This is a genomic window from Caballeronia sp. LP006, assembly GCF_031450995.1.
In the GTDB taxonomy this organism is placed as follows: domain Bacteria; phylum Pseudomonadota; class Gammaproteobacteria; order Burkholderiales; family Burkholderiaceae; genus Caballeronia.
Genome location: NZ_JARTVW010000004.1, coordinates 1176258 through 1202553 on the forward strand (window position 1 = coordinate 1176258; position 26296 = coordinate 1202553).

General features: G+C 60.8%; 25 protein-coding genes. 13 read left to right on the forward strand and 12 right to left on the reverse strand.

The genetic code is table 11. The annotated features are described in order from the left end of the window. The first annotated feature begins 488 nt into the window (after positions 1 to 488). The gene (locus P9250_RS15405; protein WP_310393868.1) at positions 489 to 1688 is read left to right on the forward strand and encodes a DNA-binding protein; all 1200 of its coding nucleotides are present in this window, start codon (positions 489 to 491) and stop codon (positions 1686 to 1688) included. A 21-nt stretch (positions 1689 to 1709) separates the two neighbouring features. On the opposite strand, the gene P9250_RS15410 is transcribed toward P9250_RS15405, so the two are convergent. Next, a complete protein-coding gene (locus P9250_RS15410; RefSeq protein ID WP_310393870.1) occupies positions 1710 to 2738 on the reverse strand; it encodes a tyrosine-type recombinase/integrase in 1029 nt (342 codons plus the stop codon). Between the two features lie 178 nt (positions 2739 to 2916). On the opposite strand from P9250_RS15410, the gene P9250_RS15415 reads away from it, so the two are divergent. Beyond that, the gene (locus P9250_RS15415) at positions 2917 to 4359 is read left to right on the forward strand and encodes a DUF2252 domain-containing protein (protein WP_310393872.1); all 1443 of its coding nucleotides are present in this window, start codon (positions 2917 to 2919) and stop codon (positions 4357 to 4359) included. A 34-nt stretch (positions 4360 to 4393) separates the two neighbouring features. Here the strand turns inward: P9250_RS15415 and P9250_RS15420 are convergent, their stop codons facing one another. Both P9250_RS15420 and P9250_RS15425 read right to left on the reverse strand, forming a co-directional pair. After that, positions 4394 to 4750, reverse strand: coding sequence for a DUF2471 family protein (locus P9250_RS15420; RefSeq protein ID WP_250526479.1), 357 nt, complete (start codon positions 4748 to 4750; stop codon positions 4394 to 4396). Positions 4751 to 5051: 301 nt separating this feature from the next. Continuing rightward, positions 5052 to 5654: a helix-turn-helix domain-containing protein gene (locus P9250_RS15425; protein ID WP_250526478.1), complete on the reverse strand. Its 603-nt coding sequence runs from the start codon at positions 5652 to 5654 to the stop codon at positions 5052 to 5054. Between the two features lie 158 nt (positions 5655 to 5812). Between P9250_RS15425 and P9250_RS15430 the strand changes: the two genes are divergently transcribed. After that, on the forward strand, positions 5813 to 7015 hold the full coding sequence (locus tag P9250_RS15430) for a glycine C-acetyltransferase (protein WP_310393874.1): 1203 nt from the start codon (positions 5813 to 5815) through the stop codon (positions 7013 to 7015). 115 nt (positions 7016 to 7130) lie between these two features. Next, on the forward strand, positions 7131 to 8162 hold the full coding sequence (gene tdh, locus P9250_RS15435) for an L-threonine 3-dehydrogenase (RefSeq protein ID WP_310393876.1): 1032 nt from the start codon (positions 7131 to 7133) through the stop codon (positions 8160 to 8162). Positions 8163 to 8173: 11 nt separating this feature from the next. Here tdh and P9250_RS15440 read toward each other — a convergent pair whose 3' ends face one another. Next, complete coding sequence (locus tag P9250_RS15440; protein ID WP_310393878.1) at positions 8174 to 8806, reverse strand: YceI family protein; 633 nt, start codon at positions 8804 to 8806, stop codon at positions 8174 to 8176. Positions 8807 to 8956: 150 nt separating this feature from the next. On the opposite strand from P9250_RS15440, the gene P9250_RS15445 reads away from it, so the two are divergent. After that, positions 8957 to 9475 carry a hypothetical protein gene (locus P9250_RS15445; RefSeq protein ID WP_310393880.1) on the forward strand — a complete coding sequence of 173 codons (519 nt, stop codon included), beginning with the start codon at positions 8957 to 8959 and terminating at the stop codon, positions 9473 to 9475. Positions 9476 to 9510: 35 nt separating this feature from the next. On the opposite strand, the gene P9250_RS15450 is transcribed toward P9250_RS15445, so the two are convergent. Further along, the gene (locus tag P9250_RS15450) at positions 9511 to 9747 is read right to left on the reverse strand and encodes a DUF1272 domain-containing protein (protein WP_310393882.1); all 237 of its coding nucleotides are present in this window, start codon (positions 9745 to 9747) and stop codon (positions 9511 to 9513) included. Between the two features lie 157 nt (positions 9748 to 9904). Between P9250_RS15450 and P9250_RS15455 the strand changes: the two genes are divergently transcribed. After that, positions 9905 to 11134: a multidrug effflux MFS transporter gene (locus tag P9250_RS15455; RefSeq protein WP_244828984.1), complete on the forward strand. Its 1230-nt coding sequence runs from the start codon at positions 9905 to 9907 to the stop codon at positions 11132 to 11134. A 101-nt stretch (positions 11135 to 11235) separates the two neighbouring features. After that, positions 11236 to 11829, forward strand: a complete 594-nt coding sequence (locus P9250_RS15460; RefSeq protein WP_250466351.1) for a nitroreductase family protein — start codon at positions 11236 to 11238, stop codon at positions 11827 to 11829. 93 nt (positions 11830 to 11922) lie between these two features. Here P9250_RS15460 and P9250_RS15465 read toward each other — a convergent pair whose 3' ends face one another. Then, positions 11923 to 12561 carry an NAD(P)H-dependent oxidoreductase gene (locus tag P9250_RS15465; RefSeq protein WP_310393884.1) on the reverse strand — a complete coding sequence of 213 codons (639 nt, stop codon included), beginning with the start codon at positions 12559 to 12561 and terminating at the stop codon, positions 11923 to 11925. A 259-nt stretch (positions 12562 to 12820) separates the two neighbouring features. On the opposite strand from P9250_RS15465, the gene P9250_RS15470 reads away from it, so the two are divergent. The 6 genes from P9250_RS15470 (at position 12821) to P9250_RS15495 (ending at position 19042) form a co-directional block, all read left to right on the forward strand. Then, positions 12821 to 13837 carry an ABC transporter substrate-binding protein gene (locus P9250_RS15470; RefSeq protein ID WP_310393886.1) on the forward strand — a complete coding sequence of 339 codons (1017 nt, stop codon included), beginning with the start codon at positions 12821 to 12823 and terminating at the stop codon, positions 13835 to 13837. 45 nt (positions 13838 to 13882) lie between these two features. Further along, the gene (locus P9250_RS15475) at positions 13883 to 14830 is read left to right on the forward strand and encodes a TauD/TfdA family dioxygenase (protein ID WP_250466345.1); all 948 of its coding nucleotides are present in this window, start codon (positions 13883 to 13885) and stop codon (positions 14828 to 14830) included. Positions 14831 to 14841: 11 nt separating this feature from the next. Further along, complete coding sequence (locus tag P9250_RS15480) at positions 14842 to 16212, forward strand: LLM class flavin-dependent oxidoreductase (RefSeq protein ID WP_250493014.1); 1371 nt, start codon at positions 14842 to 14844, stop codon at positions 16210 to 16212. A gap of 126 nt (positions 16213 to 16338) precedes the next feature. After that, complete coding sequence (locus P9250_RS15485; protein ID WP_310393890.1) at positions 16339 to 17247, forward strand: ABC transporter permease; 909 nt, start codon at positions 16339 to 16341, stop codon at positions 17245 to 17247. Beyond that, entirely contained in the window at positions 17234 to 18013 is a 780-nt protein-coding gene (locus P9250_RS15490; protein WP_310393892.1) for an ABC transporter ATP-binding protein, read from the forward strand. Before P9250_RS15485 ends, P9250_RS15490 begins: the two co-directional genes overlap by 14 nt. 30 nt (positions 18014 to 18043) lie before the next feature. Continuing rightward, positions 18044 to 19042 (forward strand): ABC transporter substrate-binding protein, encoded by a 999-nt coding sequence (locus P9250_RS15495; RefSeq protein WP_310393894.1) that lies wholly within the window; start codon positions 18044 to 18046, stop codon positions 19040 to 19042. A 37-nt stretch (positions 19043 to 19079) separates the two neighbouring features. Here P9250_RS15495 and P9250_RS15500 read toward each other — a convergent pair whose 3' ends face one another. From P9250_RS15500 to P9250_RS15525, 6 genes are all read right to left on the reverse strand, one after another. After that, positions 19080 to 20318 (reverse strand): SfnB family sulfur acquisition oxidoreductase, encoded by a 1239-nt coding sequence (locus tag P9250_RS15500; protein WP_310393897.1) that lies wholly within the window; start codon positions 20316 to 20318, stop codon positions 19080 to 19082. A gap of 32 nt (positions 20319 to 20350) precedes the next feature. Continuing rightward, positions 20351 to 21682 (reverse strand): LLM class flavin-dependent oxidoreductase, encoded by a 1332-nt coding sequence (locus P9250_RS15505; protein ID WP_310393899.1) that lies wholly within the window; start codon positions 21680 to 21682, stop codon positions 20351 to 20353. Beyond that, complete coding sequence (locus P9250_RS15510; protein WP_310393901.1) at positions 21679 to 22890, reverse strand: LLM class flavin-dependent oxidoreductase; 1212 nt, start codon at positions 22888 to 22890, stop codon at positions 21679 to 21681. Before P9250_RS15510 ends, P9250_RS15505 begins: the two co-directional genes overlap by 4 nt. Next, a complete protein-coding gene (locus P9250_RS15515; RefSeq protein ID WP_310393903.1) occupies positions 22887 to 24548 on the reverse strand; it encodes a rhodanese-like domain-containing protein in 1662 nt (553 codons plus the stop codon). Before P9250_RS15515 ends, P9250_RS15510 begins: the two co-directional genes overlap by 4 nt. Before the next feature lie 67 nt (positions 24549 to 24615). Next, positions 24616 to 25353 carry an SDR family oxidoreductase gene (locus P9250_RS15520; protein ID WP_309850339.1) on the reverse strand — a complete coding sequence of 246 codons (738 nt, stop codon included), beginning with the start codon at positions 25351 to 25353 and terminating at the stop codon, positions 24616 to 24618. A gap of 291 nt (positions 25354 to 25644) precedes the next feature. Beyond that, a complete protein-coding gene (locus P9250_RS15525; RefSeq protein ID WP_310393914.1) occupies positions 25645 to 26232 on the reverse strand; it encodes a glutathione binding-like protein in 588 nt (195 codons plus the stop codon). Between the last annotated feature and the right edge of the window lie 64 nt (positions 26233 to 26296).

Consider the following 26296-nt stretch of genomic DNA (forward strand, 5'->3'; position numbering starts at 1 on the left):
AACGGGCTCCCTGAATCCGCTCACCAAGCCTCCCGCGAGTCCTCACGTACGGCCCTGAAGGACATCACCAGAGTGTCCCGAATAGCTTCACCTTCTATCCTGAAACATCTCACCCGACGGCCTGGAAAGCCTTATGCAGTAAGGCTTTGCCAAGGCGTTAACAGGGTTAACAAGGTTTCAAAGGTGTTTACTTTTATTACTCTCAAACGAGCCCCGCGAGCATCTGGCTCTAAACAAAACGATCCGTCCCGGCTCTGTACGACGTGAAACCTCGCAAAAGCCAGTCGCAGTAGAAATTATTCAAGAATATCAACATGATAGATGGAAAAGCTAAGGATGTTTCACGCTCTGATGTTCTAAGCACTAAGATTTGCAGTACTCAGTCGGTGCCACCGCACATCGACAACTCTTGACTCGAGTGGATCTGCTGCCGTATAACGCTCAAAACGTAAAACGTACCGTTCGATACAAATGCGCTGGAAATTGATATGAAAATGGCGACTCGCGAGTCCTTGCGCGAAGAAATTGAACAGATGAGGGCGTCAGGCGCACGCAGGCAGGACTTGTCCATGCACGCGTGTAAGCGCCTGTTTTTCGATCTTGGCGTTCGTCCGTCAGTTACGACGGTCCGAGAGTTCACGCAGACGGGTAGCGCTGGCGACATTCCCAAAGACATTGAAGCGTTCTGGTCCACCGTGCGCTCGTCGATGCGCGTACGAATCGATGCCGGCGGGCTGCCTGCAGCCTTACAGGAGCGCGCTGGCGAGCTGCTCACGGAACTATTCGTACATGCGCAAGAAGAAGCCCGCTTGAAGCTGGATGCCGAGCGCAAGCAAGTCGATGCCACTGTCAGCGCGGCTCAAATGCAAGCGCGCGAGGCCGAAATCCGGAGGGAAGCGATCGAGCTAGCGCATCAGCAAGCAAAAGCGCATCTCGACACGGCGATGGCGCAAATCGCAAATCTTGAAGCCGACTTGAGAGTGGCCCGTGAGCAGCAGATCGATGCGCAGACAGGCCTGCGTGAAGTCATCGCGCGATTGGAAAAGGAAAACGGGTCCCTTTCCGATCGTCTTTCGCAAGAGCAAGCGCATGGCGCGCGGCTGCGCGAACGCATCGATGCGCTTCAGGACGAATCGCGTCGAAATAGCGAGCACTACGCGCAGCAGATCAAGGATGCAGTCAAGGAAGCGGAGCGCCGGGTCAAGCCCATGCTCGTCGAACTGGATGCGTTACGCGGCATGGCGGCGACGTATCAGGCCGGCACGCGAGAAGCAGGTCAGAAAGAATTCGAATTCATTCAACAACTTAGCGCCGCGAGGGGCCGCGCGGATCGGCTGGAATCGCAGGTCCGCACGCAGTCGGACGAGATCGATGCTCTGGTTCGCGAACGAGACGCGCATCGCGTCAGAGCGGGCATGAGTGCCGAGATTGGCAAACTGCTGGCGTCGATGGCCCAGGACCGCCGACTGAACCCCGAAGAGTTGGCGGCGCTCGGCACCCAGGTCGATGCGTATTTCGTGACCCCCACCGCGTGCCCGGCCTGCGAAATCGGCGAGCCGGAATTGCAGCGTCACGAAGACGAGTTCGAACTCTCGTGTCCGAATTGCGAGCGCACTTCGGGCGCAGCCGCGTCGAAGCTGGCCGCAATCAAAGGTTTCATCGAAGCCCCGCGATTGAAGGCTGATTAGCCCGCACGCGGGTATCGAAGGTCAAAGGTGAGAGTTTTCGGGATCGATTAACCGATCTTCCATCCCCTCTTGCCCGCAAGCCTCGGCCATATCGCGCTCCCGTATTTGCTCACCCATCCAGTCCTGCCACGCCCGATGCAGGCGATGAACCGAGATCATCTGCTGGAATCCGAGCCATTGTCCAACGCGTTCAGGGTCCGTGCCGTTCTCGAAAAGTTCGGCCGCATAGGTATTGCGCAGCGTTTGCGGGCTCGCGCGCGCGGCGCGTGATTCGGCGATTCCCGCCGCTGCGACCACCGCATCGATGGCGCGCAGCATGGTCGCTTTGTGCATCGGCCGACCGGCGGGCGCGGCCGGGAAGAGCAGCGCGCCCGAGAGTCCGGCGACCTTTCGTTCGTCGATCCACCGATCCAGCACATCGACGGCAAAAGGCGCGAGCCGGGCCTGCCGAATCAGCATGGGATTCGAGGCGTCGACGGTGACATACGGCGCGCCGCGCGCATAGCAATCGATAGTGAGTTGCGCCGCCTCACCGGTCTTCACCCCTGCGCCTAGAAACACCGCGACGAGCGCTCGATCGCGAAGCTCGCGCCACCGCTGCACACTCGACAAAGCGCCAAGCGGCGCATCGAGTCGCGCGATCAGCAAGCCGCGTTCGTCATGCGTGAGAAAGCCGGTCGGCTCGTTGTCGCGTGCCTTGCGCCACGCCGCCTCGCCGTCCTGCGCGATGAATCGAGCCGGATTCGTCGACGCCGATTCGATCTCGCGCACGTGATCCAGCACGCGTTCGATCAAGCGTAGATAGCGCATGCGCTGTGGCCGCCGAATCTCGAGTTGAGAGACGAACTGCTCGATGACCGGTCGCTGCACCGTATGAAGCGTTGTGCGCCTGGCCGCGAGCCATTCAAGAAAGTTGCCCCATTGCGCCCGATAGACATCAGCCGACGATGCCCGGAACTGCTGTTGCGCGAGCCACGCATCGAAAGCAGCATGCGGGTCCGCTTGCCAGTCGGCGCGCTGTTGGTCGAAGAGATCGGTAGTGTTCGGCATGGTGTTCAAAGTGCGCTTCTAAGCGTCATGTTGCGTTGCGAACAGCGTCGGACTTCGGACTGATTCCGTCAAGGGCACTCTTCAGGATAAGTGTGGTGAAGTGTCTTGTAGCGGTGTTTGCAATCGTCGACTACTGTTTTCGATGTGACGTACTTCGAATAATAACGAGAGGTGATCCATGGGCGAAGGCTTAGCTTCACATTCGGGGCAATCGACGTTGACGTGGCAGGAACGCCGGGCTAGCGGACGTGCCGCGCGTCAGCGAACACCACGAGGCACGCAAGAGGCTGTCGGCGACATCGATCGCGATCCCATCGAGTTGCTGCGAATAAGCAGCATGGGTCGCGTCCCTGCGCTGATTCCGCTGCGATACGGCCGCATGTTGGCATCGCCATTTGCTTTTTTTCGTGGCAGCGCGATTGTTCAGGCGCACGATCTGGCTAGTACACCTTCGAGTGGATTGACCGTTCAAATCTGCGGTGACTGCCACCTGTCAAACTTCGGCGGGTTCGCGACTCCCGAGCGTGCGCTCGTATTCGATCTGAACGATTTCGACGAAACCGCACAAGGTCCATGGGAATGGGACGTCAAGCGACTCGTCGCGAGCGTGGCGGTCGCGGGCAGGCATCTGGGCCACGGGCGTGCGGGCTCTGAAGCACTCTGCTTCGAAGCGGCCCAGAGCTATCAGCAGCACATGCACGAGTATGCCGAGATGGGCGTGCTGGATCTTTGGTACGAACGAATTACGTTCGACAGGATGTACGACGATGTGCAAAACGAAGACGTGAAACGTCGGATCAAGCGCGGTAGCGAACGCGCGAGCCGGCGCACGCATGAAAAGCTGCTGCCGAAGCTCGCCGATCGATCGGGCGATGCCTGGCGAATTCGCGACGCGCCGCCCGCGATCTTTCATATTCGCGGCGCAAGCACGCTCGTCGACGAGGACGACGAGTGGATGAAACTCGAAGGCGATTCGCACACGATCCTGACTCCGCTCATACGCGATTACGTTTCGACGCTGACAACCGAGCGCGCCGCGCTTTTGTCGCAATTCGCGCTTCAGGACATCGCTTTCAAAGTGGTTGGAGTGGGAAGTGTCGGAACGCGATGCTTCGTGTTGTTGCTTACCGATCATCTTGGTAAGGCGCTCTTCCTGCAGTTGAAAGAGGCATCGACGTCCGTGGTGGCGCGCTACGTCGGCGCGACGAAACATACGCACGACGGGCATCGCATCGTTCACGGGCAACGCCTGATGCAGGCGGCGAGCGATCCTTTTCTAGGCTGGGCGTCGGGCCCGGTTGGACGCCCGCTTTATGTTCGCCAACTGCGCGACATGAAAATATCCGCCGACCTCGAAACATTCAGCGGCGAGGCCTTTCGCGGATACGCGTCGCTATGCGGCTGGGCGCTCGCGCGCGCGCATGCCAAGGCAAGCGGCTGCGCGCTTGAGATTTCCGGCTATCTGGGTTCTGGTGATCGCATGGCGGAAGTGCTCGTCCGATACGCGAGCTCCTATGCGGATCAAGTCGAAAAAGATTACGACGCGTTCCGCTTGGCCTGCCGCAGCGGCAGACTTATGGCGCGCACGGATGCGGACATGGCGGCGGACTTTGCCGCCTGATGACTAGCGATGTGCGGCGTGCATCGCTCGCATGTCAGTGTGCGGCGATGGCCAGTTGCGGTCGGCCTTGTCGTGCAGCGCATTCGTAGGCGTCGACGGCGAATGCGAATACTGCCGGCAAAGCGTCGGAAGAGGCGACATCGACCACGTCGTCGGTTTCGGGGAAATGGAAGTCGTCGGGGCGGGCAAAAAGTTCGCGCAACGCAGCCTCGTGCCGGCCAGCGAAGCCCAGGTCCGCCACGGCTTCCGCTTCGATGGCGTGCAGCAAACGCCAGGTCAACGGGACGCCCAGATCGATGTATCGGCCCGCAATCTGCCGCGTAATGCGTTCCAGATCTTGTACCGCACGTGCAAACTGCTTCCTGCTGAGATGCTCGCCGTTCGACTCCATGATTCGCCCCTTCCGACTGGTCTTTGTACTGTATAAATATACAGTACTTGCCGCCATGAAAGTAGGGTCTCGCCAGTCGCCTTGCGTGTATGTGCGGTTTCGCTTATGGGCGGTTCAGTCCTGCGTGGGAGTGCGCGGCGAGTCACGTAAGGCGGCCGCGCGACGCAGACGGATGCTACGTCTTCGCAGGACGCGCCAGAAATTTATGCGCATAAAGAAGTGCCATGCCACCGTTGCTGTGAGCGGAAGGAAGAGGCGGAGCATCTGCTCGCGGAAAACCGCAGACTTGCGAGTCGGGCCATTACCCATGTATAACCACGAGCAAAGCCTTTGCTTCGCCTCGCCCGACATTCCTGATGACATGACCGTCGTCGGCAGCGTAACGTGCGGTTTCCCCTGCCTTAAGTCGCTTCGCAGCACCCGACGCTTCAATTTCGATCGCGCCATTTAGCACCGTCAAATGCTCCCGCGTGCCTGGCTCATGCGCGTCGGAGATAAGCGCCGCGCCCGCATGCAACGTGAGCTCGTACCATTCGAATTTCCCAGCCAGCTCAATCGGTCCCCACACGCGAAGCTGATAGCCGCCGTTATCACCATTCAATGTCGGAATCTCATGCGGACCCGCAACGCGTATGACGTCACCGGCCTTCTGCTGCGCAAATAGCTGATCGAGGCTGATACCCAGTGCGTTCGTTAGCCGCCACGCCACGGCAATAGTTGGATTGGCCTTGTCCCGCTCGATCTCCGATAGCATCGATTTCGAAACGCCAGCGGCGCGGGATAAGTCATCGAGTGTCAATTTCCTTTCATTGCGTAGACGCTGAATCTGCTCGCCAACGCGTGGTGGCGCAGTTCCGCTGCCTGAGGAATCACCAGCCTTGCCGCTTGTGACAGAACTTGTCATGAACGCTGCATTCCCTTAGAGTGTTCGATATACTGGAAATCGGTTCGAAATACCGAACCTGTCCAATGCAATGAATGAACTATAACAGGGCTAAAGGTGTGGCCGAGCCTGGCTGGTCCGCATCGACTCCTAAACAGCCGGATACTGGAAAGATGCCGATGAAAGACCGATACCTCTCCCATTTGCGAACTACGCTTAACGAGATTCGCGCCGCCGGGTTTTACAAAAGCGAGCGGGTCATCGCTAGCTCGCAATCCTCGGAGATCCGCCTTGCCAACGGGAGCACCGTCCTCAATTTTTGCGCGAACAATTATCTCGGTCTTGCGAACGACGCTCGCTTGGTCGAAGCCGCAAAAGCCGGACTTGAAGCAGATGGCTTTGGCATGGCATCCGTTCGCTTTATTTGCGGAACACAAACAGTCCACAAAGCGCTCGAACAACAAGCCGCGAAGTTTCTCCACTCCGACGACGCCATTCTTTACTCAAGCTGTTTTGACGCAAACGGCGGGCTCTTCGAGACGTTGCTGACCGAGGACGATGCAATCATCAGCGACGAGTTGAACCACGCGAGCATCATCGATGGCGTGCGTCTTTCCAGGGCAAAACGCTTGCGCTACAAGAACAACGATCTTGTAGACCTCGAAGCGCGCTTGAAGGAAGCCGATGCAGCCGGCGCCCGCTTCAAATTGATTGCAACTGACGGCGTGTTCTCGATGGACGGCATCATCGCCAATCTCGCTGGCATCTGCGATCTGGCTGAACGCTACGGCGCGCTGGTCATGGTCGACGACTCGCATGCCGTTGGATTCATCGGGGAGAACGGACGCGGGACGCCCGAGTATTGCGGCGTGCTCGATCGAATCGACATCATCACGGGTACGCTCGGCAAGGCGCTCGGTGGTGCGTCAGGCGGATATGTGGCTGCGCATCAGGAGATCATCGACTTGTTGCGGCAGCGCAGCCGGCCGTATCTGTTCTCGAACACGCTTGCGCCGAGCATTGCGGCTGCGTCGCTGAAAGTGCTTGAGTTGCTGGATAGCGATGAAGGCGCCGCGCTCCGGCGACGCGTTCGCGAAAACGGCGCGCGGTTTCGGCAAGCGATGACCGCTTTAGGTTTCGATCTAGTGCCCGGCGAGCATCCGATCATTCCCGTCATGCTTGGCGATGCCCAACTTGCTTCGAAGATGGCCGACGCGCTTCTCGACGAAGACGTTTATGTGATCGGTTTTTCATACCCTGTCGTGCCCAGGGGCCGCGCGCGCATCCGCACGCAGATGAGCGCCGCCCACACCGCCGAACACATCGACCGCGCAGTCGATGCATTCGCGCGCGTGGGCCGCTCGCTTGGTGTGATCCGTTAGGACTCACGCTTCGCAGGGTCCTTTATGCGCATAAAGTCAGGACACGTCCCCCGACCTTTAGATGCACGGCGCGGTCACAAGCAGCGCCGCGACACAACCGCCCGGAACACCAACAATGAAAGCACTCGCCAAACTCGAATGCGCCCCCGGTCTTACCTTGACTCACGTCAAGCGGCCGGAGGTCGGACATAACGATGTCCTCATCCGCATCCGCAAGACTGCAATTTGCGGTACTGATATCCACATCTGGAAGTGGGATGACTGGGCGCAGAAGACGATACCGGTGCCGATGCACGTCGGCCATGAATATGTCGGTGAGATCGTCGAGATGGGACAGGAAGTCCGCGGCTTTGCCCTCGGCGATCGCGTTTCCGGCGAAGGTCACATCACATGCGGATTCTGCCGCAATTGCCGCGCAGGTCGCCGTCACTTGTGTCGCAACACCGTTGGCGTCGGCGTGAATCGCGAAGGCGCGTTTGCCGAATACCTCGTGATTCCTGCCTTCAACGCGTTCAAAATTCCGCCCGATATCTCCGACGACCTCGCCGTGATCTTCGACCCCTTCGGCAATGCGACGCACACTGCCCTTTCGTTCAACCTTGTCGGCGAAGACGTGCTGATTACCGGCGCCGGACCCATCGGTGTAATGGCCGCCGCCATTGCGCAGCACGTCGGAGCGCGTAATGTCGTCATTACGGACGTCAACCAATATCGTCTCGAACTTGCCCGCAAGATGGGTGCAACGCGAGCGGTCAACGTTTCCAACGAAAATTTGCGCGATGTCATGCAAGAACTCGGCATGACCGAGGGGTTTGACGTCGGCCTGGAAATGTCCGGCGTACCGAGCGCTTTCACCGCCATGCTGGAAGCGATGAACCACGGCGGCAAAGTCGCTCTGCTCGGCATTCCACCCGCGCAAACTGCGATCGACTGGAATCAGGTTATCTTCAAGGGTCTTGAGATCAAAGGCATTTACGGGCGTGAAATGTTCGAGACTTGGTACAAGATGGTCGCTATGCTGCAAAGTGGCCTCGATCTTTCGCCGATCCTCACGCATACATTCCCCGTCGACGACTACCAGCGCGCGTTTGACACCATGCTTTCGGGCAACAGCGGCAAGGTCGTGCTCGACTGGACCGCGGCGTAAGGATCAGCGCTTCACTGCTTCTCTTTTGCGAACTCGGCCTGAATGGCGACGTGAACATCGTCGCCGACTGCCGGATACCACGTCGTCAGTCCGAACTGCGCGCGGCTGAAATGACCGTCGGCCGAGAAGCCTAACGTTTCCAGCTTGGTCAGTGGATCGACCGAATGCCCGTTGAACGTGACATCCAGAGTGACGGGTCGTGTCGTTCCGCGAATCGTGAGATTGCCTGCCAGTGTGCCCTTGTCGTTGCCCGTACGCGTGAAGCCGGTGCTGACGAATTCGATGTTCGGATAACGCGCGACATCGAACATGTCGGGGCCCTTCACCATCCGGTCGAGCAACGGCACATTCGTATTGACGCTCGCGGCGTCGATAGTCACATGCACCGTGCTCCCCGTCATGCCATCCGCGCTCCAGTCGAGCTGTCCGGCCGTCTTGTCGAAACGCATGACAAAGCGCGAATAATGAAGATGATCGACGTCGAAGCTCACATTCCAGTGATGCGCATCCAACTGATAAATCCCGGGCGGCACGCTCGATTCATTCGCGGACACACTGTGCGTGACGACGGCAAGCGGCGTGCATCCACTCGTTGCGATCAACGCGAATAGCGCGACGCATTGCAAGCTTTTCCAAACTTTCATCGACTGTATCTCCTCGACGCGCGAAAAACGAGTTTCCTCCGAAACAGAAAAGTGCGCATTCGTCACGTGCGTGTCAGTTCATCACACGAAAATGGCACGATCAGGTAGAGTTCGCGACGACCTTCATCTCGAAAATAAGACGCCTAAATCATGCGCTCATGGCCACTCTGTTTCCGATTCGCTCGCGCCGCGTGTGCGGCGGCGCTCGCTGCCATCACGGTATCTTGGACGCCGTCGGCGCACGCCGCGCTGTGCTCTGACGGCGTTTGGATCGATGCGATGATCGGCTCGCATCACGTTCATCCCGATAAGCACTTCGAGCAGTTCAATCCCGGCATTGGCGTGGAATGCTGGGTCTCGCCGCAATGGGCATTAACCGGCGGCTATTTCCGCAACTCGCTCTCGAAGCCTTCGTTTTACGGCGGCGGGGTCTGGGCGCCCGAGTTCCTTCACTGGGGCTTCGTGCGGCTCGCAGCCATGGGTGGCTTGATCTCCGGTTATGACTACGGCCGCTGGGGTATTGGCCACAATCACACGCTTGGCCCCGTGGCCGCGCCGCTCATCATGGTGGACTATAAGCGCGTGGGCGCGAACATCATCCTCATTCCGCCCATTCCTTCGAGCGACTTGCCGTTCACGCTCGGCTTTCAGATCAAGGTCAAGTTTTGACCGTCAAACTCGATTTTATACGGCATCCGAACTAATCAACGGCACGCTGGATTAAAGACTCGTTTCGTCGATGCCGGGTTCTTCTCCAGTTTCTCCGCCGGTCGTCGCGGACGCTTCACCAGTTCACCGCCGCAGTTCGGACACGTGCCCTTTAGCACTTGCTCGGTGCAGTCGCTGCAAAATGTGCATTCGAACGAGCAGATGAATGCCTCCGATGAAGCGGGCGACAAGTTCTTGTCGCAACATTCGCAACCGGGCCGTAATTCAAGCATTTTTTGCTCCTTTCTCCTCAGTGCTGCATTCATGGTCTCGAACGTGAGATCGTACCAATCCCCGCACGAGCAGTGGACATTTACGCCAAATCCCGCTCATGCAGGCACAATACGTTGCGATGCCATCGCACATCGCCACCCGCTTCCCGACGCCTCCATGCCATCCGACATTCCCAGCCGCACCAGTACCGTCGCGCGCGTATCGAATTCGCCGCGCTATCTCTTGTTTCTCGTATGCCTGTTCGCTTCGGCAGGGCAGCTCGCAATCGACATCTATGTTCCCGCGCTGCCCGCGATGGCGCGTTTCTTCGATACCTCGCCGCAAGCGATCCAGTCGAGCGTATCCAGTTACATGGCCGCTTATGCGCTAGGCCAACTCGTTTTTGGTCCGATAGCGGACGCATACGGCCGCAAGCCAGTGCTGGCCTTCGGACTCGTCGTCTATACGGTAGGCTGTCTGCTGTCACTCGTCGCGCCGAGCCTCGAGACATTCCTGTTGGCGCGCTGTCTGCAGGGCTTCGGCATTGCGGCCACCAATCTGCTCGCCAAGGCGATCATCACCGATTCATTCAAAGGCCAGGCGCTGCTGCACGCATTCACCTACATGTCGATTGCTTGGGGACTCGCGCCGATCATTGCGCCCGTGATCGGTGCGCACTTGCAGGAGTGGTTCGGCTGGAAGGCCTGTCTCGTGTTTCTGCTCGTGTATTCGATCGTCATGTGGGTGCTCGTGTGGCGTTATCGCGAGACATTACCCAAGCCTGTTCGACTCGAATTGCGTACGCTCGTCGCGAACACGGGCAAGGTCTTGTCGAGCCCGGTTTTTCAGAGCTGCTTTCTTGCACAAGGACTGTGCTACAGCATTCTGCTCGTGTTCAACATCGTCGGGCCTTTCATGGTGCAGAACACGTTGCATAAGCCGCCGACTTACTTCGGTTACCTCGCGCTTGGCATCGGCTTGATGTACTTTCTCGGCGGCCTGTCCAACCGTATTCATAGCCTGCGTCTGCCGACAGCAGAACAACGGCTCAAGTATGGCTCGCGGATCATGGCGGGCGCATCCATCGTGATGCTATTGCTTTCGTTGACGATAGGTCTGCAAGTGTGGACGCTTGCGCTACCGGTCCTCGTAATGGGCTTCTGCGCAGGCGCCATGTATCCGACATTGATGGCCAAGGGCAACTCGCTGTTTCCCCACATTGCTGGATTGACGAGCGCGATACTCGGTTGCGCATTGCTGCTCGTATCGGCGGTGATGATGGGACTCGCGGGCTTCGTATCGGTCCATATCCTCGCGCCCCTTGCAGCGTTCTTCGTGTTGCTTGGACTTACCGTCGTGTGGATGGTGACGAAGCTGCTCGCGCATCTCGAACAGATGAACGCCTGAAGCGACTTGTCCATGCCGCGCGCATCGGCGACACTTGATGCATTCCCTTGACTGCCAAGCTTCGCATATGAAGCATGGTCATATCCATCGAAGATAAACGCATGACACATCGTCCCGCTCCAACCGATATCGACATTCATCCGCTGCTTGCAGGGCGCTGGAGTCCGCGCGCGTATGCAGAGCAGCCCGTAGCGCATGAACAGGTAGTCGCGGTTCTGGAAGCCGCACGCTGGGCGCCGTCCGCTTATAACGTTCAACCGTGGCGTTTCATGGTGTTCGAGAAGGGGCAAGATGCAGCGGCGTTCGAGCGCGCATTCGCCACGCTCGTGCCGTTCAATCAGTCGTGGAACGCGCATGCGCAGGTGCTCATCGCCGTTCTTGCGGACACGCTCACGGCCAAAGGCACCATCAATCCAAGCGCGAGTTACGACGCGGGCGCCGCGGGTCTTGCCGTATTGTTGCAGGCGCATGCACTCGGCCTCGCCGCGCATGCGATGGGCGGCTTCGATGCAGCGAAATTGCGCGATACCTTCGCCATTCCCGAGCGCTATCAGGCTTTGAGCATGATCTCCATCGCGCATCATGGCGAGGCAGAGGCGTTGCCCGAAGCGCTTGCCGAACGTGAGCAGGCGCCACGTGCACGCCTTGCGCTGGACGAGATCGCCAAGTTCGGTGGATGGCCCGAATCGGCTTAGTGATAGTGATAGTGATCGCGAACAAGCCGTAGCGCCCATGAAAAAAAGCCTTCGCCACTCATGGCGAAGGCTTTTTCGTTAAAGCGAGGTAGTTTAACTCTGCGCGACGGCCACGCGTCGTTCGACATCGTGATAAGCGTCGCTATCGTGTGCGGCGAATGCGAGCGCAAAGCTCGATGCTTGACGGCCCACGGTGCGCAGCTGCTCGACGACCTTCGGGTCGGAGCATGTATCGGCGCTTTCGAAACGCGTTTCAAGCGTGTTGACGGTCGCACCGAAGGGCGTCGGCCAGCCGCGCAACGCGTGCACGATCGAACGCAGCGACGTCAGCACGGTGCCTGCTGCCTGCCATCCGTAAGCGGTCACGATGCTGCCGACTGCGCGCCCATCCAGATAAGGGCGTTCGTCCTCACGCAGCTCTTCCAGCGTATCCAGCGCGTTCTTGACCAGCCCCGAGATGCCGCCGTGATAGCCCGGCGTCGCGATGATCACTGCGTCGGCGATACGCACCGCCTCGACGAGTTCGTGCTGCTCGTCGGTCAGATTGCGATGCTCAGGCGCGTAGTGCGGCAGGCTATGCAGGAACGCGCCGCCGAACAACTGCACGCGCGCGCCGGATTCCTGTGCGCCGCGCAGCGAAAAAGCCAGCGCACGCTCGGTCGACGATGCCGGCCGCGTCGTTCCGCCGATACCGACGACCAGCGGCTGACGCGATGAGGTGTTTCGAGTCAAGGTGAACGCTCCATGAAAGGTAAAGCAGCGCGCGCGTTCGTTTTACGGCGAGCCGACAGACTAAACATGATAGCCAGCGAACGTGCGTATCGGAACGCATGATTTGCGCTAAGGATATTCAGTAAGCATGTGCAAGTGCCGTGCCGCGCACCTTATCTCGCACGGAGATAACCGTATGGCGTTTTCTTGGTTCGCGCGTGACGAGACGGCTTGTACATTTCATCGTCTTGGCGCGACGAATCCACGGCAAAAATCCCGCATGACGATCAAAGGCTCAAGCAATCGCAGCATGGCCGCGCTCGCGCTGATCGCATCGATCGCGCTTCCCTTCGAATGCGCGCATGCTGAGGGCGAAGTGAAAGTCGCCGACCAATACGGCATCGGCTCGCTGCTGCTGAAGGTCGTAAAGGACCAGAAGCTCATCGAGAAGGAAGGCGAGCGCGCCGGAATCAAGATCGACGTGGAATGGCACACGCTCTCCGGCGGCGCGGCCGTGAACGAAGCGCTGCTTTCGCGTGCGGCGGATATCGCCACGCTCGGCATCGGACCGCTCATGACGATCTGGGACCGCACGCAAGGTCACCAGAATTTCCGTGCAATCGCGGCGCAAAGCTCGGTTCCGGTCGTGCTCGTTTCGAACGACCCCCGCATTCGCAGCATCAAGGATATCGGCGAGAAGGACCGCATCGCGGTGGTTTCCGTCGCGGTCTCGCAGCAGGGCAGGCTGTTGCAGATGGCATCGGCCAAGGCATACGGCGATGCGAACTACGCGCAACTCGACCGCTTCGAAGTGAACATGCCGCATGCCGATGCAACCACCGCGATGCTCTCGGGCAACTCGGTCATCAACCTGCATTTCTCGAACGCGCCGTATCAGTATCAGGAGCTCGACGATCCGAAGATCCACAAGGTCATCAGCTCGACCGACATTCTCGGCGGTCCATCGACGGGCAGCGTGGTCGTGACATCGGAGAAATGGCGCAAGGACAATCCGAAGACCTATGCAGCCGTACGCGCCGCACTTGTCGATGCCGCAAAGCTCATTACGAGCGACAAGCAACAGGCCGCAGCCATCTATCTTCGTCAGGACGAGTCGAAACTCACGCCCGATTTCGTCGCACGCATTCTCGACGACAAAGACGTGAGCTTCACGACGACGCCGCAAAACACACTGCAATTAGGCGCTTTTCTTTATCGCGTAGGCGTGATTCATCATGAACCGAAGTCCTGGCGCGACTACTTTTTCGTGGACGATGCAAACGCGCAAGGCAGTTGACGCGAGCATCCGCGCCGGCATCAACATCAATCAGGAGACAGGCATATGAACGCAGCCGTCATCGAACACGCAGCGCGTGTCGAAGTGAAGCCGTTGTCCGCGCATATCGGTGCGGAGATCAGCGGTGTCGATCTTACGCGGCCCTTGTCGAAGGACGAGGTCAAGGCCATTCGCGACGCGCTTCTGAAGTGGCGCGTGGTGTTCTTTCGCGAGCAATTTCTGAGTCATGAACAGCATGTCGCGTTTTCCGCGCAGTTCGGCGAATTGACGGTGGGCCACCCTGTCTTCGGTCACGTGGACGGGCATCCCGAGATTTATTCGATCTCCAAGTTCCGCAAGGCCACGCGCTTCGAAGGGCAGTCGGTGTTGCGTCCGTGGACCGGTTGGCATACGGATGTCACCGCTGCCGTGAATCCGCCGTATGCATCCATCTTGCGCGGCGTGACCATTCCGCCGTATGGCGGCGATACGCAATGGACCAACCTCGTGGCCGCGTACCAAAAGCTCTCGGCGCCGCTGCGCGCATTCGTCGATGGCTTGCGTGGCGTGCATCGCTTCGCACCGCCGCAAGGCGCCGCCGGCACCGATGCTTTCGCGAAAGCGGTCGACCAGCACACGCTCGTGAGCGAGCATCCGCTCGTGCGTGTGCATCCTGAAACCGGCGAACGCGCGCTGTATGTAAGCCCGAGCTTTCTCAAGCACATCGCGGGTCTTGCGCCGCGCGAGAGTCAGGCGTTGCTCGAACTGCTGTGGGAACACGTGACGCGGCCGGAATTCACCGTGCGCTTCAAGTGGGAGCCGGGCAGCATCGCGTTCTGGGATAACCGCACGACCGCGCATCTCGCGCCGACCGATATCTTCGATCTGGATTTCGATCGACAGCTATATCGCACGACGCTTGTCGGCGATATTCCAGTGGGACCGGACGGTCAATCATCGGTGGCAATCGAAGGCTCGCCGGTGGGTGCCGCGGCCGCTGTCGCACTCAACTGATCGACGACGCCATGGCAAAACGAAGCGGACAACTGCGCCTGGGCGCGTTTCTTTATCCGACGGGACATCACATTGCCGCGTGGCGTCATCCGCATGCCGTCGCGGATGCCGGCGTCAACTTCAAGCATTACACAGCGCTCGCGCAGGCAGCGGAAGCGGCGAGCTTCGATCTCGTCTTTCTCGCCGATGGCTCCGGCACGCGCGGCGACGATGCCGCGTTCCTGAGCCGCACCGCGCACAGCTATGTCGCGCAGTTCGAGCCGCTTACGCTGTTGTCCGCGCTCGCGGCCGTGACCGAGCGCATCGGGTTGGTCGGTACGGCATCGACATCGTTCAACGAGCCTTATCACATCGCGCGCAAGTTCGCGTCGCTGGATCACATCAGCGGCGGCCGCGCGGGCTGGAACCTCGTCACTTCGTCGAGCGAGCATGAAGCGCGCAACTTCAATCTCGATCAGCATCTCGCGCATGCACACCGTTACGAACGCGCGGAGGAATTCGCCGAAGTGGTGACGGGCCTGTGGGATAGCTGGGACGACGACGCCTTCGTGCGCGACAAAACATCGGGCAGGTATTTCGATCCCGACAAGCGGCACGTGCTCGACCATCGCGGCGAGTTTTTCAAGGTGCATGGTCCGCTGAACGTTTCGCGTGCGCCGCAGGGTCATCCAGTCGTGGTGCAGGCGGGATCGTCTGAAGCGGGCAGGGCGCTTGCCGCGCGCACCGCCGAAGTGATCTTCACCGCGCAGCAGACGCTCGAAGATGCCGTTGCGTTCTATGCCGATGTAAAGGGACGCATGGCGCAATATGGACGTGATCCCGAATCGCTCAAGATCATGCCGGGCGTCATGCCAATAGTCGGACGCACGGAAGAAGAAGCACGCGAAAAGTTCGATGCACTGCAGGCATTGATCGATCCCGTGGTCGGCCTAGCGATGGTCTCGACGCTCACGGGCGGCTTCGATCTCTCGGGCTATCCGCTGGACGGACCCATTCCCGATTTGCCGGAAACGAATGCCAGCAAGAGCCGCCAGGGCTTGATGATCGACCTGGCGCGCCGCGAGAATCTGACCATACGTCAGCTCTATTTGCGCATTGCGGGCGCGCGCGGTCATTGGCAAATCGTCGGCACGCCGGTGCAGGTTGCGGATGCGCTGGAAGAGCGCTTTGTCAATTACGGGGCGGATGGTTTCAACGTCATGGCGGCGTTGCTGCCCGATTCGCTGAATGATTTCATTGAACTGGTGCTGCCTGAATTGCGCCGGCGCGGGCTCTTCCGACACGGCTATGAAGGGCGCACGTTGCGCGATCATCTTGGTCTCGAAAGACCGCGTTCTCGCTATGCGGTGACGCAAGAGGAAACCAGCACGGATCTCGTCTGAATGTGAGCCAGCGGCGCGCAAAACGATATTGCGCGATCCTTGGATAGCATCTGGCAAACCGTTGGTTTGCGTGGGGCAAACACGAACGTAGTATCGGGTGTTCTCTTTCTCACTCGAAGAATGCCCATGAATGCCCCTCGCTTTTCCTCGGCGACACTCGAGCTCGATCCGGGCACGCCGCTCGAACAGCCCGCGCCACGCGCATCCGGCGCACAGACGCTGGTCGAACTGCCCACACGCGAACGTGCCCGTACCACGACACTGAACTGGAAGCTCATCCGCTCGCGCAGTTTGCGCGTGGGCGTGCCCATTGCGATTGTCGTGCTGTGGCAACTCGTGTCGTCGCTGCAACTCATCGCGCCCGAAACGCTGCCGCCGCCGACCGTCATCCTTGCTGCATTGAAGGAACTCGTCGCGGATGGCGAATTGCAGAGCGCTATCGGCGTATCGCTTGCGCGTGCGGCGACCGGCCTTGCCATTGGCGGCGGTATCGGCCTGATTGCGGGCTTGTTCGCGGGACTGTGGCGCGTAGGCGAAGAAGTCGTCGATGCGCCCTTGCAGATGTTGCGCACGATTCCATTCATCGCGCTCATTCCGCTCTTCATCACGTGGTTCGGTATCGGCGAGGGCGCGAAGATCGCGGTCATTCTCGCCGCGACCATCTTCCCGATGTACCTCAACACCTACGCGGGCGTGCGCGGTGTCGATCCCAAGCTGCTCGAAGCGGCCACCGTGTTCGGGCTATCGAGCCGGCAAGTAGCGTTGCGCATCATTCTGCCGACCGCGCTGCCTTCCATACTCGTCGGCTTGCGCTATGCGTCCGCCGTGGCGCTGCTTGCGCTCGTCGTCGCGGAGCAGATCAACGCGCAGAACGGCATTGGCTACATCCTCGTCAATGCGAACCAGAACCAGCGCGCGGACATCATCATCGCGGGCATTCTGGTTTATGCGGCGCTCGGCATTCTCACCGATCTCATCATGCGCGGTCTCGAACATGTCGCGCTTCCGTGGAGGCCGCGCTTTGAATTCGCCTGATATCGATGCCTTGAAGAACGTACGCGATCATCGTGAAATCGCACTCGAATTGCAAGGCGTGAGCCGTCGCTTCGGCGGACGTGCAGTACTCAAGGACGTATCGCTGAACATAAGGCGCGGCCAATTCGTATCGATGCTCGGCGCATCGGGCGCCGGCAAGACCACGCTACTGCGTATTCTCGCGGGCCTCGACAAGGCCGATGAAGGACGCGTGCGCGTGGCGAATGCGCGCTCCGTCGTGTTTCAGGAACCGCGTCTCGTGCCGGCGCGGCGCGTGTGGGAGAACGTCGTCATCGGCCATGACAGGTTGGGAGCCGCAAAAAACGACGCACTCGCCGCGCTCGACGAAGTGGGTCTTGCAAGTCACGCGGAAGGCTGGCCAAAGACGCTTTCGGGCGGCGAAGCGCAACGCGTCGCATTGGCCCGAGCGCTCGTGCGCGAGCCGCGTCTCTTGCTTCTCGATGAACCCTTCGCCGCACTCGATGCATTGACCCGCATCCGCATGTACGACCTCGTCGCACGCTTGTGGCGCGCGCATACGCCGGCGGTCGTGCTGGTGACGCATGACATCGACGAAGCCATTCTCTTGTCGGACCGCATTGTCGTGTTGTCGCAAGGCGAGATAAGCGCGGACTTCACCGTGGACTTTCCGCGGCCGCGCTCGCGTGCGGACGGCAACGCCATAGCACTCAGAACACAACTGCTCGAAGCGCTCGGCGTGACGACAGAAGAACCACAACGAGCCGCGACAGCAAACGCGGCCTGACATTCCTTTCCTTAACCGACCACTCACTTCATGCGCATCAAGAAAAGCTTAACCGCACTCTTCGTTTCGGGCTTCCTCGCTTTATCGACTTCGGCGTTCGCGGAAGAGCCGCTCACCATTCAGATCGGCACGCAGGATGCCGCGTGGCCATTGATCGTCGAGGCATCGCACGTGCTGGATGGCGCGCCGTACAAGGTCAAGTGGGCCGTGCTCACGGGACCCGCCGCGCAACTGTCCGCACTCTATTCGAAAGTGCTCGACGTGGGTCTGATGGGCGATACCTCGCTCATCATCGAACAGGGGAATGCGCGTCAGACATGGACGCCGGAGACCGCGCCCTTGCAGATCATCGCGGGATGGCGCAACCCGGACAACGCGTATCCGCCTATCGTCACCGTGGTTCGCAAGGAAGCCAACGTGAAGACGCTCGCGGACCTGCGCGGCAAGACCTGGGGCTACAACTTCGGCGGCTTCAATTATCTGCAATACGTGCTGTCGTATGTGAAGGCCGATCTCAAGCCGAAGGACTTCCAAGCGGTCAAGTTCGGCGATGGCAACGTGTCGGCTTCCGCTTTCAACGCGGGACAGGTGTCGGTTTATTCGGGCGGCTTTGGTCCGGTGAAGGAAGCGGTCGACAAGGGCGATGCACGCGTGATCGTCAAGAGCGACGAACTGGATATCCCCGCGCTCTCGGTGTTCGCGGCCCGCACCGATGTCTTGCGCGATCCCGCGAAGAGCAAGGCCATCGGTGACTTCCTGGGACGTCTCAAGAGCTCGTGGACGTGGTGGGCGCAGAACGTGCCGGCCGTCGAGAAGATCTATGCGGAGAAAATGAAGCAGTCGCCGGCACGAGCGAAGTTCTCGGCGGAAAATGGACGCTCCGTGTTTTATCCGCTCGACAAGACGCTCGTCGCGCGCGAGCAGAAGATTGCGGACACGCTCTACAAGTCCGGCGATATCAAGAACAACATCAAGGTGGATATCGAGTTCAATCCGGTATTCGATTCGCAAGCAGTCGCCGCGCGTTGATGCCTGAAGCGGGCGTGCGCAGAACACGCCCGCTTGTTCATTCCTTCACCGCCGTATAAGGATGCGCGTAGCTGAAGGGATCGCACAGCAAGTCGTTCAGCGCATACTGCCCCACCGCGTGATACTTCCAGCGCACGCTGTCATGCAACGTATGCGTGCGCGCATTGCGCCAGTGACGGTCGAGGTTATGCTCTTCCCGTGTCGATTGCGTGCCTGCAAGCTCGAAGAGTTTGTTCGATGCATCGAGCGCGAGGTGGGTCGTGAGAATCTTGGCTTCCGCCGTCGCGACGATGGCCGCGCTCACTTTGTCACGCGCTGAACCGGGCACACGCGCCGCTTCGATCAACACCGCTGCGCGCTCGGTCAACGCGCGCGCAGCGTGCAGGTCCACGGTCAGCTTGCCGATATCGCGCAACGTGAACGGATCGTCCGTGGCATGTGCGGCGCCACTTCCTCGTGCCGGATGCGCAAGCGTGCGCAAGAAGCGCTTCGTCTCATCGAGCGCGGCACGGCCGATACCCAAGTCGATCGCCGCATGAATCAGCTGCGAAACCGCGTTGCCCGTATCGATCTCGCCGCCTGGCTCGCGACGCACCACTTGCACCGCGTCCACTTCGACATTGTCGATATGCACCTGACCGCTTGCAGTCGTGCGTTGCCCGAAGCCCGACCAGTCGTCGATCACTTCGACGCCGCGCGCATGACGCGGCACGTAGACGAACACGGGCGAGCCATCATCGTCCCGCGCGGCGACGGGTATCCAGTGCGCGAAGAGAGCGCCTGTGGAATACACCTTTTTGCCCGATACGACGAGCCCGCGCGTCGTGCGCCGCACGCGTGTTTCATGCGAGCCCGGCAAGCGATCGCCGGGTTCGGCCGTCGCATTGCCGAGTCGCTCGCCTGCAAGCGCGCGTTCGAAGAAAAACGCCTGCTGCGAAGGCGTGCCGTCGTGCCGCAGGCGTTCCAGATTGGCGAAGTGATTCTGCGGAATCTGGCCGAGCGATGAATCGCCTGCCGAGATATGTTCGAAGACCTGCGCGATGGTCCATACGGAAACATCCGCGCCGCCGAATGCCTTGGGAACCGAGATGCCCCACAGTCCCGATGCGCTGAACGCTTCGAGTTCTTTACGCGGCAAGCGCCGCTCGCGATCTCGCTCCGACGCTTCCTGCGCGAACGCATGTTCGAGACGTTGTGCCGTTTCCAGCGCTTCTGCATCGGTACGAATGCGATGCGCTTCTTGCGCGCGAGTCGGTTGATCCAGAGTAGAAGACATGAAACTCCCTTAGAGGCTCGGACGATAAAAGATCAGGCGGCCTCGCGCCTCTTTGCATACTGGCTGTCGGGACGCGGCAAACCATAATGTTCGCGCAAGGTCGTGCCTTCGTAATCGGTGCGGAAAATGCCTTTGCGCTGCAAGAGCGGCACGACGTGATCGACGAACGCCGCAAGGCCGCTCGGAAACACATCCGCGTTGAGATTGAAGCCATCCGCGCCACGCTCCTCGAAATACTGCGCGATGTCGTTGGCAATCTGCTCGGGCGTACCGACAATGATTCGATGCGCGCCCGGATTGCGATCGAGCAGATCGCGTACGGTCAGGTTTTCGGCCTTGGCAAGCGCAACCGTCGAGTCGATGAAGCCGCGCGGCAAGTCCGAGCGCACGACCTTTTCGATGCGCTCGTAAGGCAGCGGCTTGTCGATATGCAGATCGTCCGGCGAGAGCCCGAGCGCGCCGGCCAGCCGCGCGACTTCCCGGTCGGTGTCGAGCAGCGCATCGAGTTCGGCTTTATGCGCGCGCGCTTCCTGTTCGGTTCCGCCGACCACCGGATACAGGCCCGGCAACAGCAGAAAGTGATCGGGGTTGCGCCCATGCCGCGCCACGCGTTCCTTCATCTCCTTGTAGAACGCCTGCGCGCTCGGCAAGGTGGTTTGCGCGGTGAAGACCGCATCGGCGAAACGGGCGGCAAGCGCGCGTCCGCCTTCGGACGATCCCGCCTGCACGAGCACGGGCCTTCCTTGCGGACTGCGCGGCACATTGAGCGGGCCGCGCACCGAAAAGTACTGACCGCGATGCTCGATGGCATGCACGCGCGACGGGTCCGCATAACGTCCCGTGGCCTGATCGGCGACGAGCGCGTCGTCTTCCCAGCTATCCCAGAGCTTCGTCACCACATCCACGAATTCTTGCGCGCGTGCATAGCGCTCTTCCGTGGAAAGCGGCGTGTTGAAGCTGAAATTCGCGGCGGCGGCTGCGTCGTAGGTCGTCACGGCATTGAACGCGACGCGCCCGCCGCTCAGGTGATCGACCGATGCGAAGCGCCGCGCCAAATTGAACGGATCGTTGAACGTGGTCGATGCCGTGCCGATGAGACCGACATGCTCGGTCGCGCCCGCGAGCGCGGTGAGGAGCACCGTCGGTTCGAACGATTGCTGCGGACCTTCGGCGTGATTACGCAGGGCGAGCGCATCCGAGAGAAACACGGCGTCGAGCTTGCCGCGCTCCGCTGTCGTTGCAATCTCCCTAAAGAACTTGAAGTCGATGATCGCGCGCGGGTTGTCCAAGGTGCGCCATCCTGCGGGATGCCGCCCGACGCCCGTGATGTTGGTGTTCAGATGCAATTGGCGATGTTTGGTCATGACGTCGTCCGAGGTAAGGAGTTCGCTGCGGGCACGGGCAGTCGCAAGCCCGCATCGACGAGAAGCGGCAACACGGCCTCGCCGAAATACGCGAGGTCCGGTTCGAAGTCGAAGAAGGTGAGTTGCACGCCATCGCAACCGGCGCGCTTCAATGCAAGCAACTGATCGACGATCTGCTCGGGCGAGCCGATCAGATGCAGATTGCCGCCGAGAATGCGCTGCTCGCGCTTGTGATTCGCCCACGCCTTCGCGTCGCTGCGGCCGTGCTGGCCGACGAAGCCATCGAGCGCGCCTTCATCGGCGTGAGCGACGATGGCATCGCGATACTCGCGCGCCTCGCGTTCGGTCGGCCGGCATACGATGGTCGGATTGATGAGCGTGCGCACGTTGCGTTTCACCCGCGCGGCCTCTTCGCGAATGGTCGCGGTATGCGCAGGCAGGGCGCCGATGGCGTCGTGGAAATCCGCGCCTGCGGGGCTCGTGATGAAGATCAGGTCCGAGTGACGCACCGCGTACGCAATCCCCGCGGGCGACCCGGTCGCATTCACGAGTACCGGCCGATGAAAGCGCGGTCGCGGACTCACGAACGCGTCCTGCAACTGCCAGTGCGGCGAATCGATGTTCTGATTCGCATCGCTGCGCCACAACGAATCGAGCACGGCGACGAATTCGGCCGCGCGTTCATAGCGCGTGTCGTGCTCGATCATCGGCTGGCCGAACATCGCCCATTCGCTTTTGACGTGACCCGTCACCAGGTTGATGCCCCAGCGTCCGCCCGAGATATGGTCGAGCGTCGCGCCGAACTTGGCGAGATGCAGCGGATGCCACGGACCATAGAGCGCATGCACCGTCGAGATCAGCAGGATGCGCTCGGTGACGGCGGCAAGCGCGCTCGTCGCGATGAACGCGTCGAGCGATTGCTCACGATACTTGAGCGCGCCGCCATGCCCGTTCTTGCCAAGCCATTGCGCGAGGCCGAAGACCAGATCGAAGCCGAGCGCTTCCGCGGTCTTCGTGAGCCGCGCGTTGTAGTCGAAGCGCCAGTCGGTCGAGCGCGGCAAGGTCGAGATGGACCAGCCGCCGTTCTGAATCGGCAAGAAGAGGCCGAGCATCAACGGTTGCTGAAACGCGCCGTGAAGCGCGCTGCCGGGAATGTCGGCGGGACTCGTCGAACCGTCGAAGACAGGGCGTATCGTCGGTGAAGTCATGATGCCAGGCGTTCGCGGCTGCGCTTGTCCGTGGCCGTCTTGAAGTCCAGCACATCGATCGATGCAATGGCGTCGCGCTCCACCTGTTCGACCAGTTGCAGCTCCCACGCGAGGTACGCATTCATTTGCTCGGCCACGCGTTCCTTCTCGACGTGATACGGGCTATACCACGCGTCGTCGTCGCCAGTCAGGTTGTGCGCGTCGCCGGTTTCGAGCGGCAAGCCAATCGCGCTCCAGCGCGCCGTGCCGCCCACGAGCGCGGCGATCTCCGGCCAGCGCGGCGCGAGTTCGGCGGCGACGAGTCCGGCGAGCAAGCCATCTTCCGAAGTCAGCACGACGGGCGCATCGCGCTTGAAAACGCCCGAGCGCAGGTGGTCTTCCACTGCGCTTGCCGCCACGAAACGTGCGCCCGGCACATGGCCTTTGCGATACGCAATGCTCGCGTCGATATCGATCACTTGCGCGCGACCGGCATCGAGCGCGCGTTGCAGATGATCCGGCTCGATCCAGCGCGTGCGCGCGCCATGCGGACGCACGCGCAACGGCTCGGGACCGGCTTCGAGCGCGTCGTGGGTGAGGGCGGCGCTGGCGGCATCGTCGAGCACGCGGACATCGAGATAGCCGAGTTGCTTGAGCCACGACGCGGTCATGCGGGCGCGCACGCCATCGTCGTCGCGCAGTACCACGCGTGCATGCAGCGTGGCGATGTACTCGTCGGTCGCCTGCACCAGTTGACCGCCCGGCGCCGAACGCCAGCCTGCCGGATGCCCCGCCGCGTATTCGAGCGGATCGCGCACATCGAAGCGATACAGCGTGCGCTCGCCGCTTTCGCGTTCGAGCGCCGCGAGCGTTTCGCCGTTGATCACGGGCACGTTCGCCTTGCGCGCGGCGGCCGCCGCAAGTTCGCGCGCGGTCGCGAGGCTCGCGCCTTCGGGACGCGGTGCGGTGCGAATCTCGCCGTGTTCGAGTTCGAGGCCCGAGAGCAGCCAAGCCATCGAGCCGCCCGTGAGTGCGGCGACCGGATTCGGCACGCCCGCATTGATGAGCGATTGCGCGCCGAGAATACTGCGCGTGCGCCCGGCGCAATTGACGACGATCAGCGTATCCGGCGAAGGCGCCGCCGCGAGCGCGCGATACACCAACTCCGCGCCCGCGCAGTCGATGCCGCCGGGAATATTGAAGTTGTTGAATTCGCCGAAGGGGCGCGAGTCGAGCACGACCAGATCGTCGCCCGCATCCTGACGCGCCTTAAGCGTTTCGGCGTCGATGTTGGGCGTATGCAGCCGATGCTCGATCAGTTCGCCGAACGCCTTGCCCGGCACGTTGGTGCCGCTGAAAACTTCGAAGCCGGCGCGCGCCCAGCCTTGCACGCCGCCATCCAAAATCGACACGTCCGTGTAGCCCCAGCGCGCAAGCAATGCGGCGGCGCGTTGCGCATAGCCGTCCTCGGCGCCTTCGGCATCGACGAGAACGACGGGCGTGCCGCGCCGTGGAGTGAGCCGATCGATCACGAGACCCAGGCGTCCGACCGGCGCGACCGACGAATAGAACAGGCGTTTTTTCGACGACACGCCTTCTTCGCGCACGTCGAGCACCGCGAGTTCATTGTGTTGAGCGATCAGGGTGCGCAATTGCGCGGGCGAAACGAAACGTGACATGAAGAAGGTCCTTGGATGGGTTTCGGTTGACGTGGCGAATCGGGCGCTATGCGTTACGCGTTACGAGTTACGCGTAGGGCGGCCCGCCGCCATCGACATAGAGACGCGAACCGGTGACGAAACGGGCATCGTCCGAAAGCAGATATGCGACCGCGGCCGCGACGTCTTCCGGCGTGCCGGGACCTTCGAGCGCGGTCAGGCGCGTGGGCTCGTTCTGACTTTGCGCGCCGGCGAGCGCATCGAAGCGCGGCGAGCGGATCGGACCGGGCGCGACGGCATTCACGCGCACGCCTTGCGGACCGTAGCGGCGGCCGAGACCTTGCACGAGCAGATCGATAGCCGCGTTTACGCTCGAACCGGGGAAATGATTCGGCGGCGGCGCAATGCCGCCGCGTCCCGAGATCGCCACGATCGCGCCGCGCCCTTGCTTGATGAAGAGCGGCAAGGCGGCGCGAATCGGGCGCACCGAGCCGAGCAGCTTGGCATCGATCACGCTTTGCCAGTCGTCGTCGGTGAGTTCGAGGAAGTCGCCGAAAGTGGAGACGTTGGTGCTGGTGACGAGGCCATCGAGGCGCCCAAAGCGCTCTTCGATCTGCGCAAACGCCGCCTTCACGCTTTTGTCATCGGTGACGTCGACCTTGAGCGGGACCACGTTCGGCGACGCTGCGAACAATCGCTCATCGACGCTGCGTGACGATGCGACGATCGTCGCGCCCGCATCGGCGAGCGTGCGCGCGGTGGCCGCGCCCAGCGCGCCGGAAGCGCCCGTCACCCAGACAACCCGGTCCTTGAATGTGCTGCTCATGGCTTACTCCGATAAATGGTTGGAAAGTACGCGGCGCGCGCGCCCACACAGCCGGTAGTCGAGGCGACCGGCGGAAGATTCGCGGAAAACGTCAAGGAACGAGGCGGACAGGCGCCGGGGCAACGCGTTCATGCGCGCCGCCCCGGTGTGTTGGTGGCGATGGCGGAAAGGAGCATGGACGAAGTGTTTCGGAAGCGGAGTCGCCCATCTTCGCCTTGCTTGCGGTCATCGCAAACCGATCATTTCAACGATGCTTCTTACCTGATTTCGTATTTGGTTAGATGGTCAGGTTCAAAGCGAAATGCCTTCGTGTTCGAGCGCGAGCTTGACAGCGGGCCGCTCGCGCATGCGCTCGTAGAACGCTTTGAGCTTTGCCGGCACTTCGATGCTCATCTTGTTGGCCCATGTCAGCATCGTGAAAAGGTAAGCATCCGCGACGCTTGCGGATTCCCCGAAGAGATAGTCGCCCTTCATCATCTTGTCGATGAGCGTAAAACGCTGGCCGATCTTCTCGCGCGCCGCCGACGCTTCCGCATCCGATGTCGGGCGGAACACGCGGCCGAACTGCTTGTGGATTTCGGTCGAGATGAAGGCGAGCGTTTCGAGCAGACGCGTGCCGCCTTCATCGTCGGATGGTGCGAGCGCGGGCTTCTGACGCGCGACCCACGAGAGAATCGCGATGTTTTCGGTCAGACGGCGGCCATCGTCCAATTCGACTACCGGCACGTAGCTTTTCGGGTTGATCTCGTCGAATGGACGGCCGTCTTCAGTCAGCTTGGTCTTCAGATCGATTTTCACGCGTTCGAAATCGAGCCCTGCCTCGTGCATGGCAATGTGATCCGCGAGACTGCATGCGCCGGGTGCGTAATAAAGTTTCATCGTGTGCCCCTCCTTGGTTTCGTTGATTTGGCGTCTTGAAGGCGAGCAAGGGTTATGCCGCGCG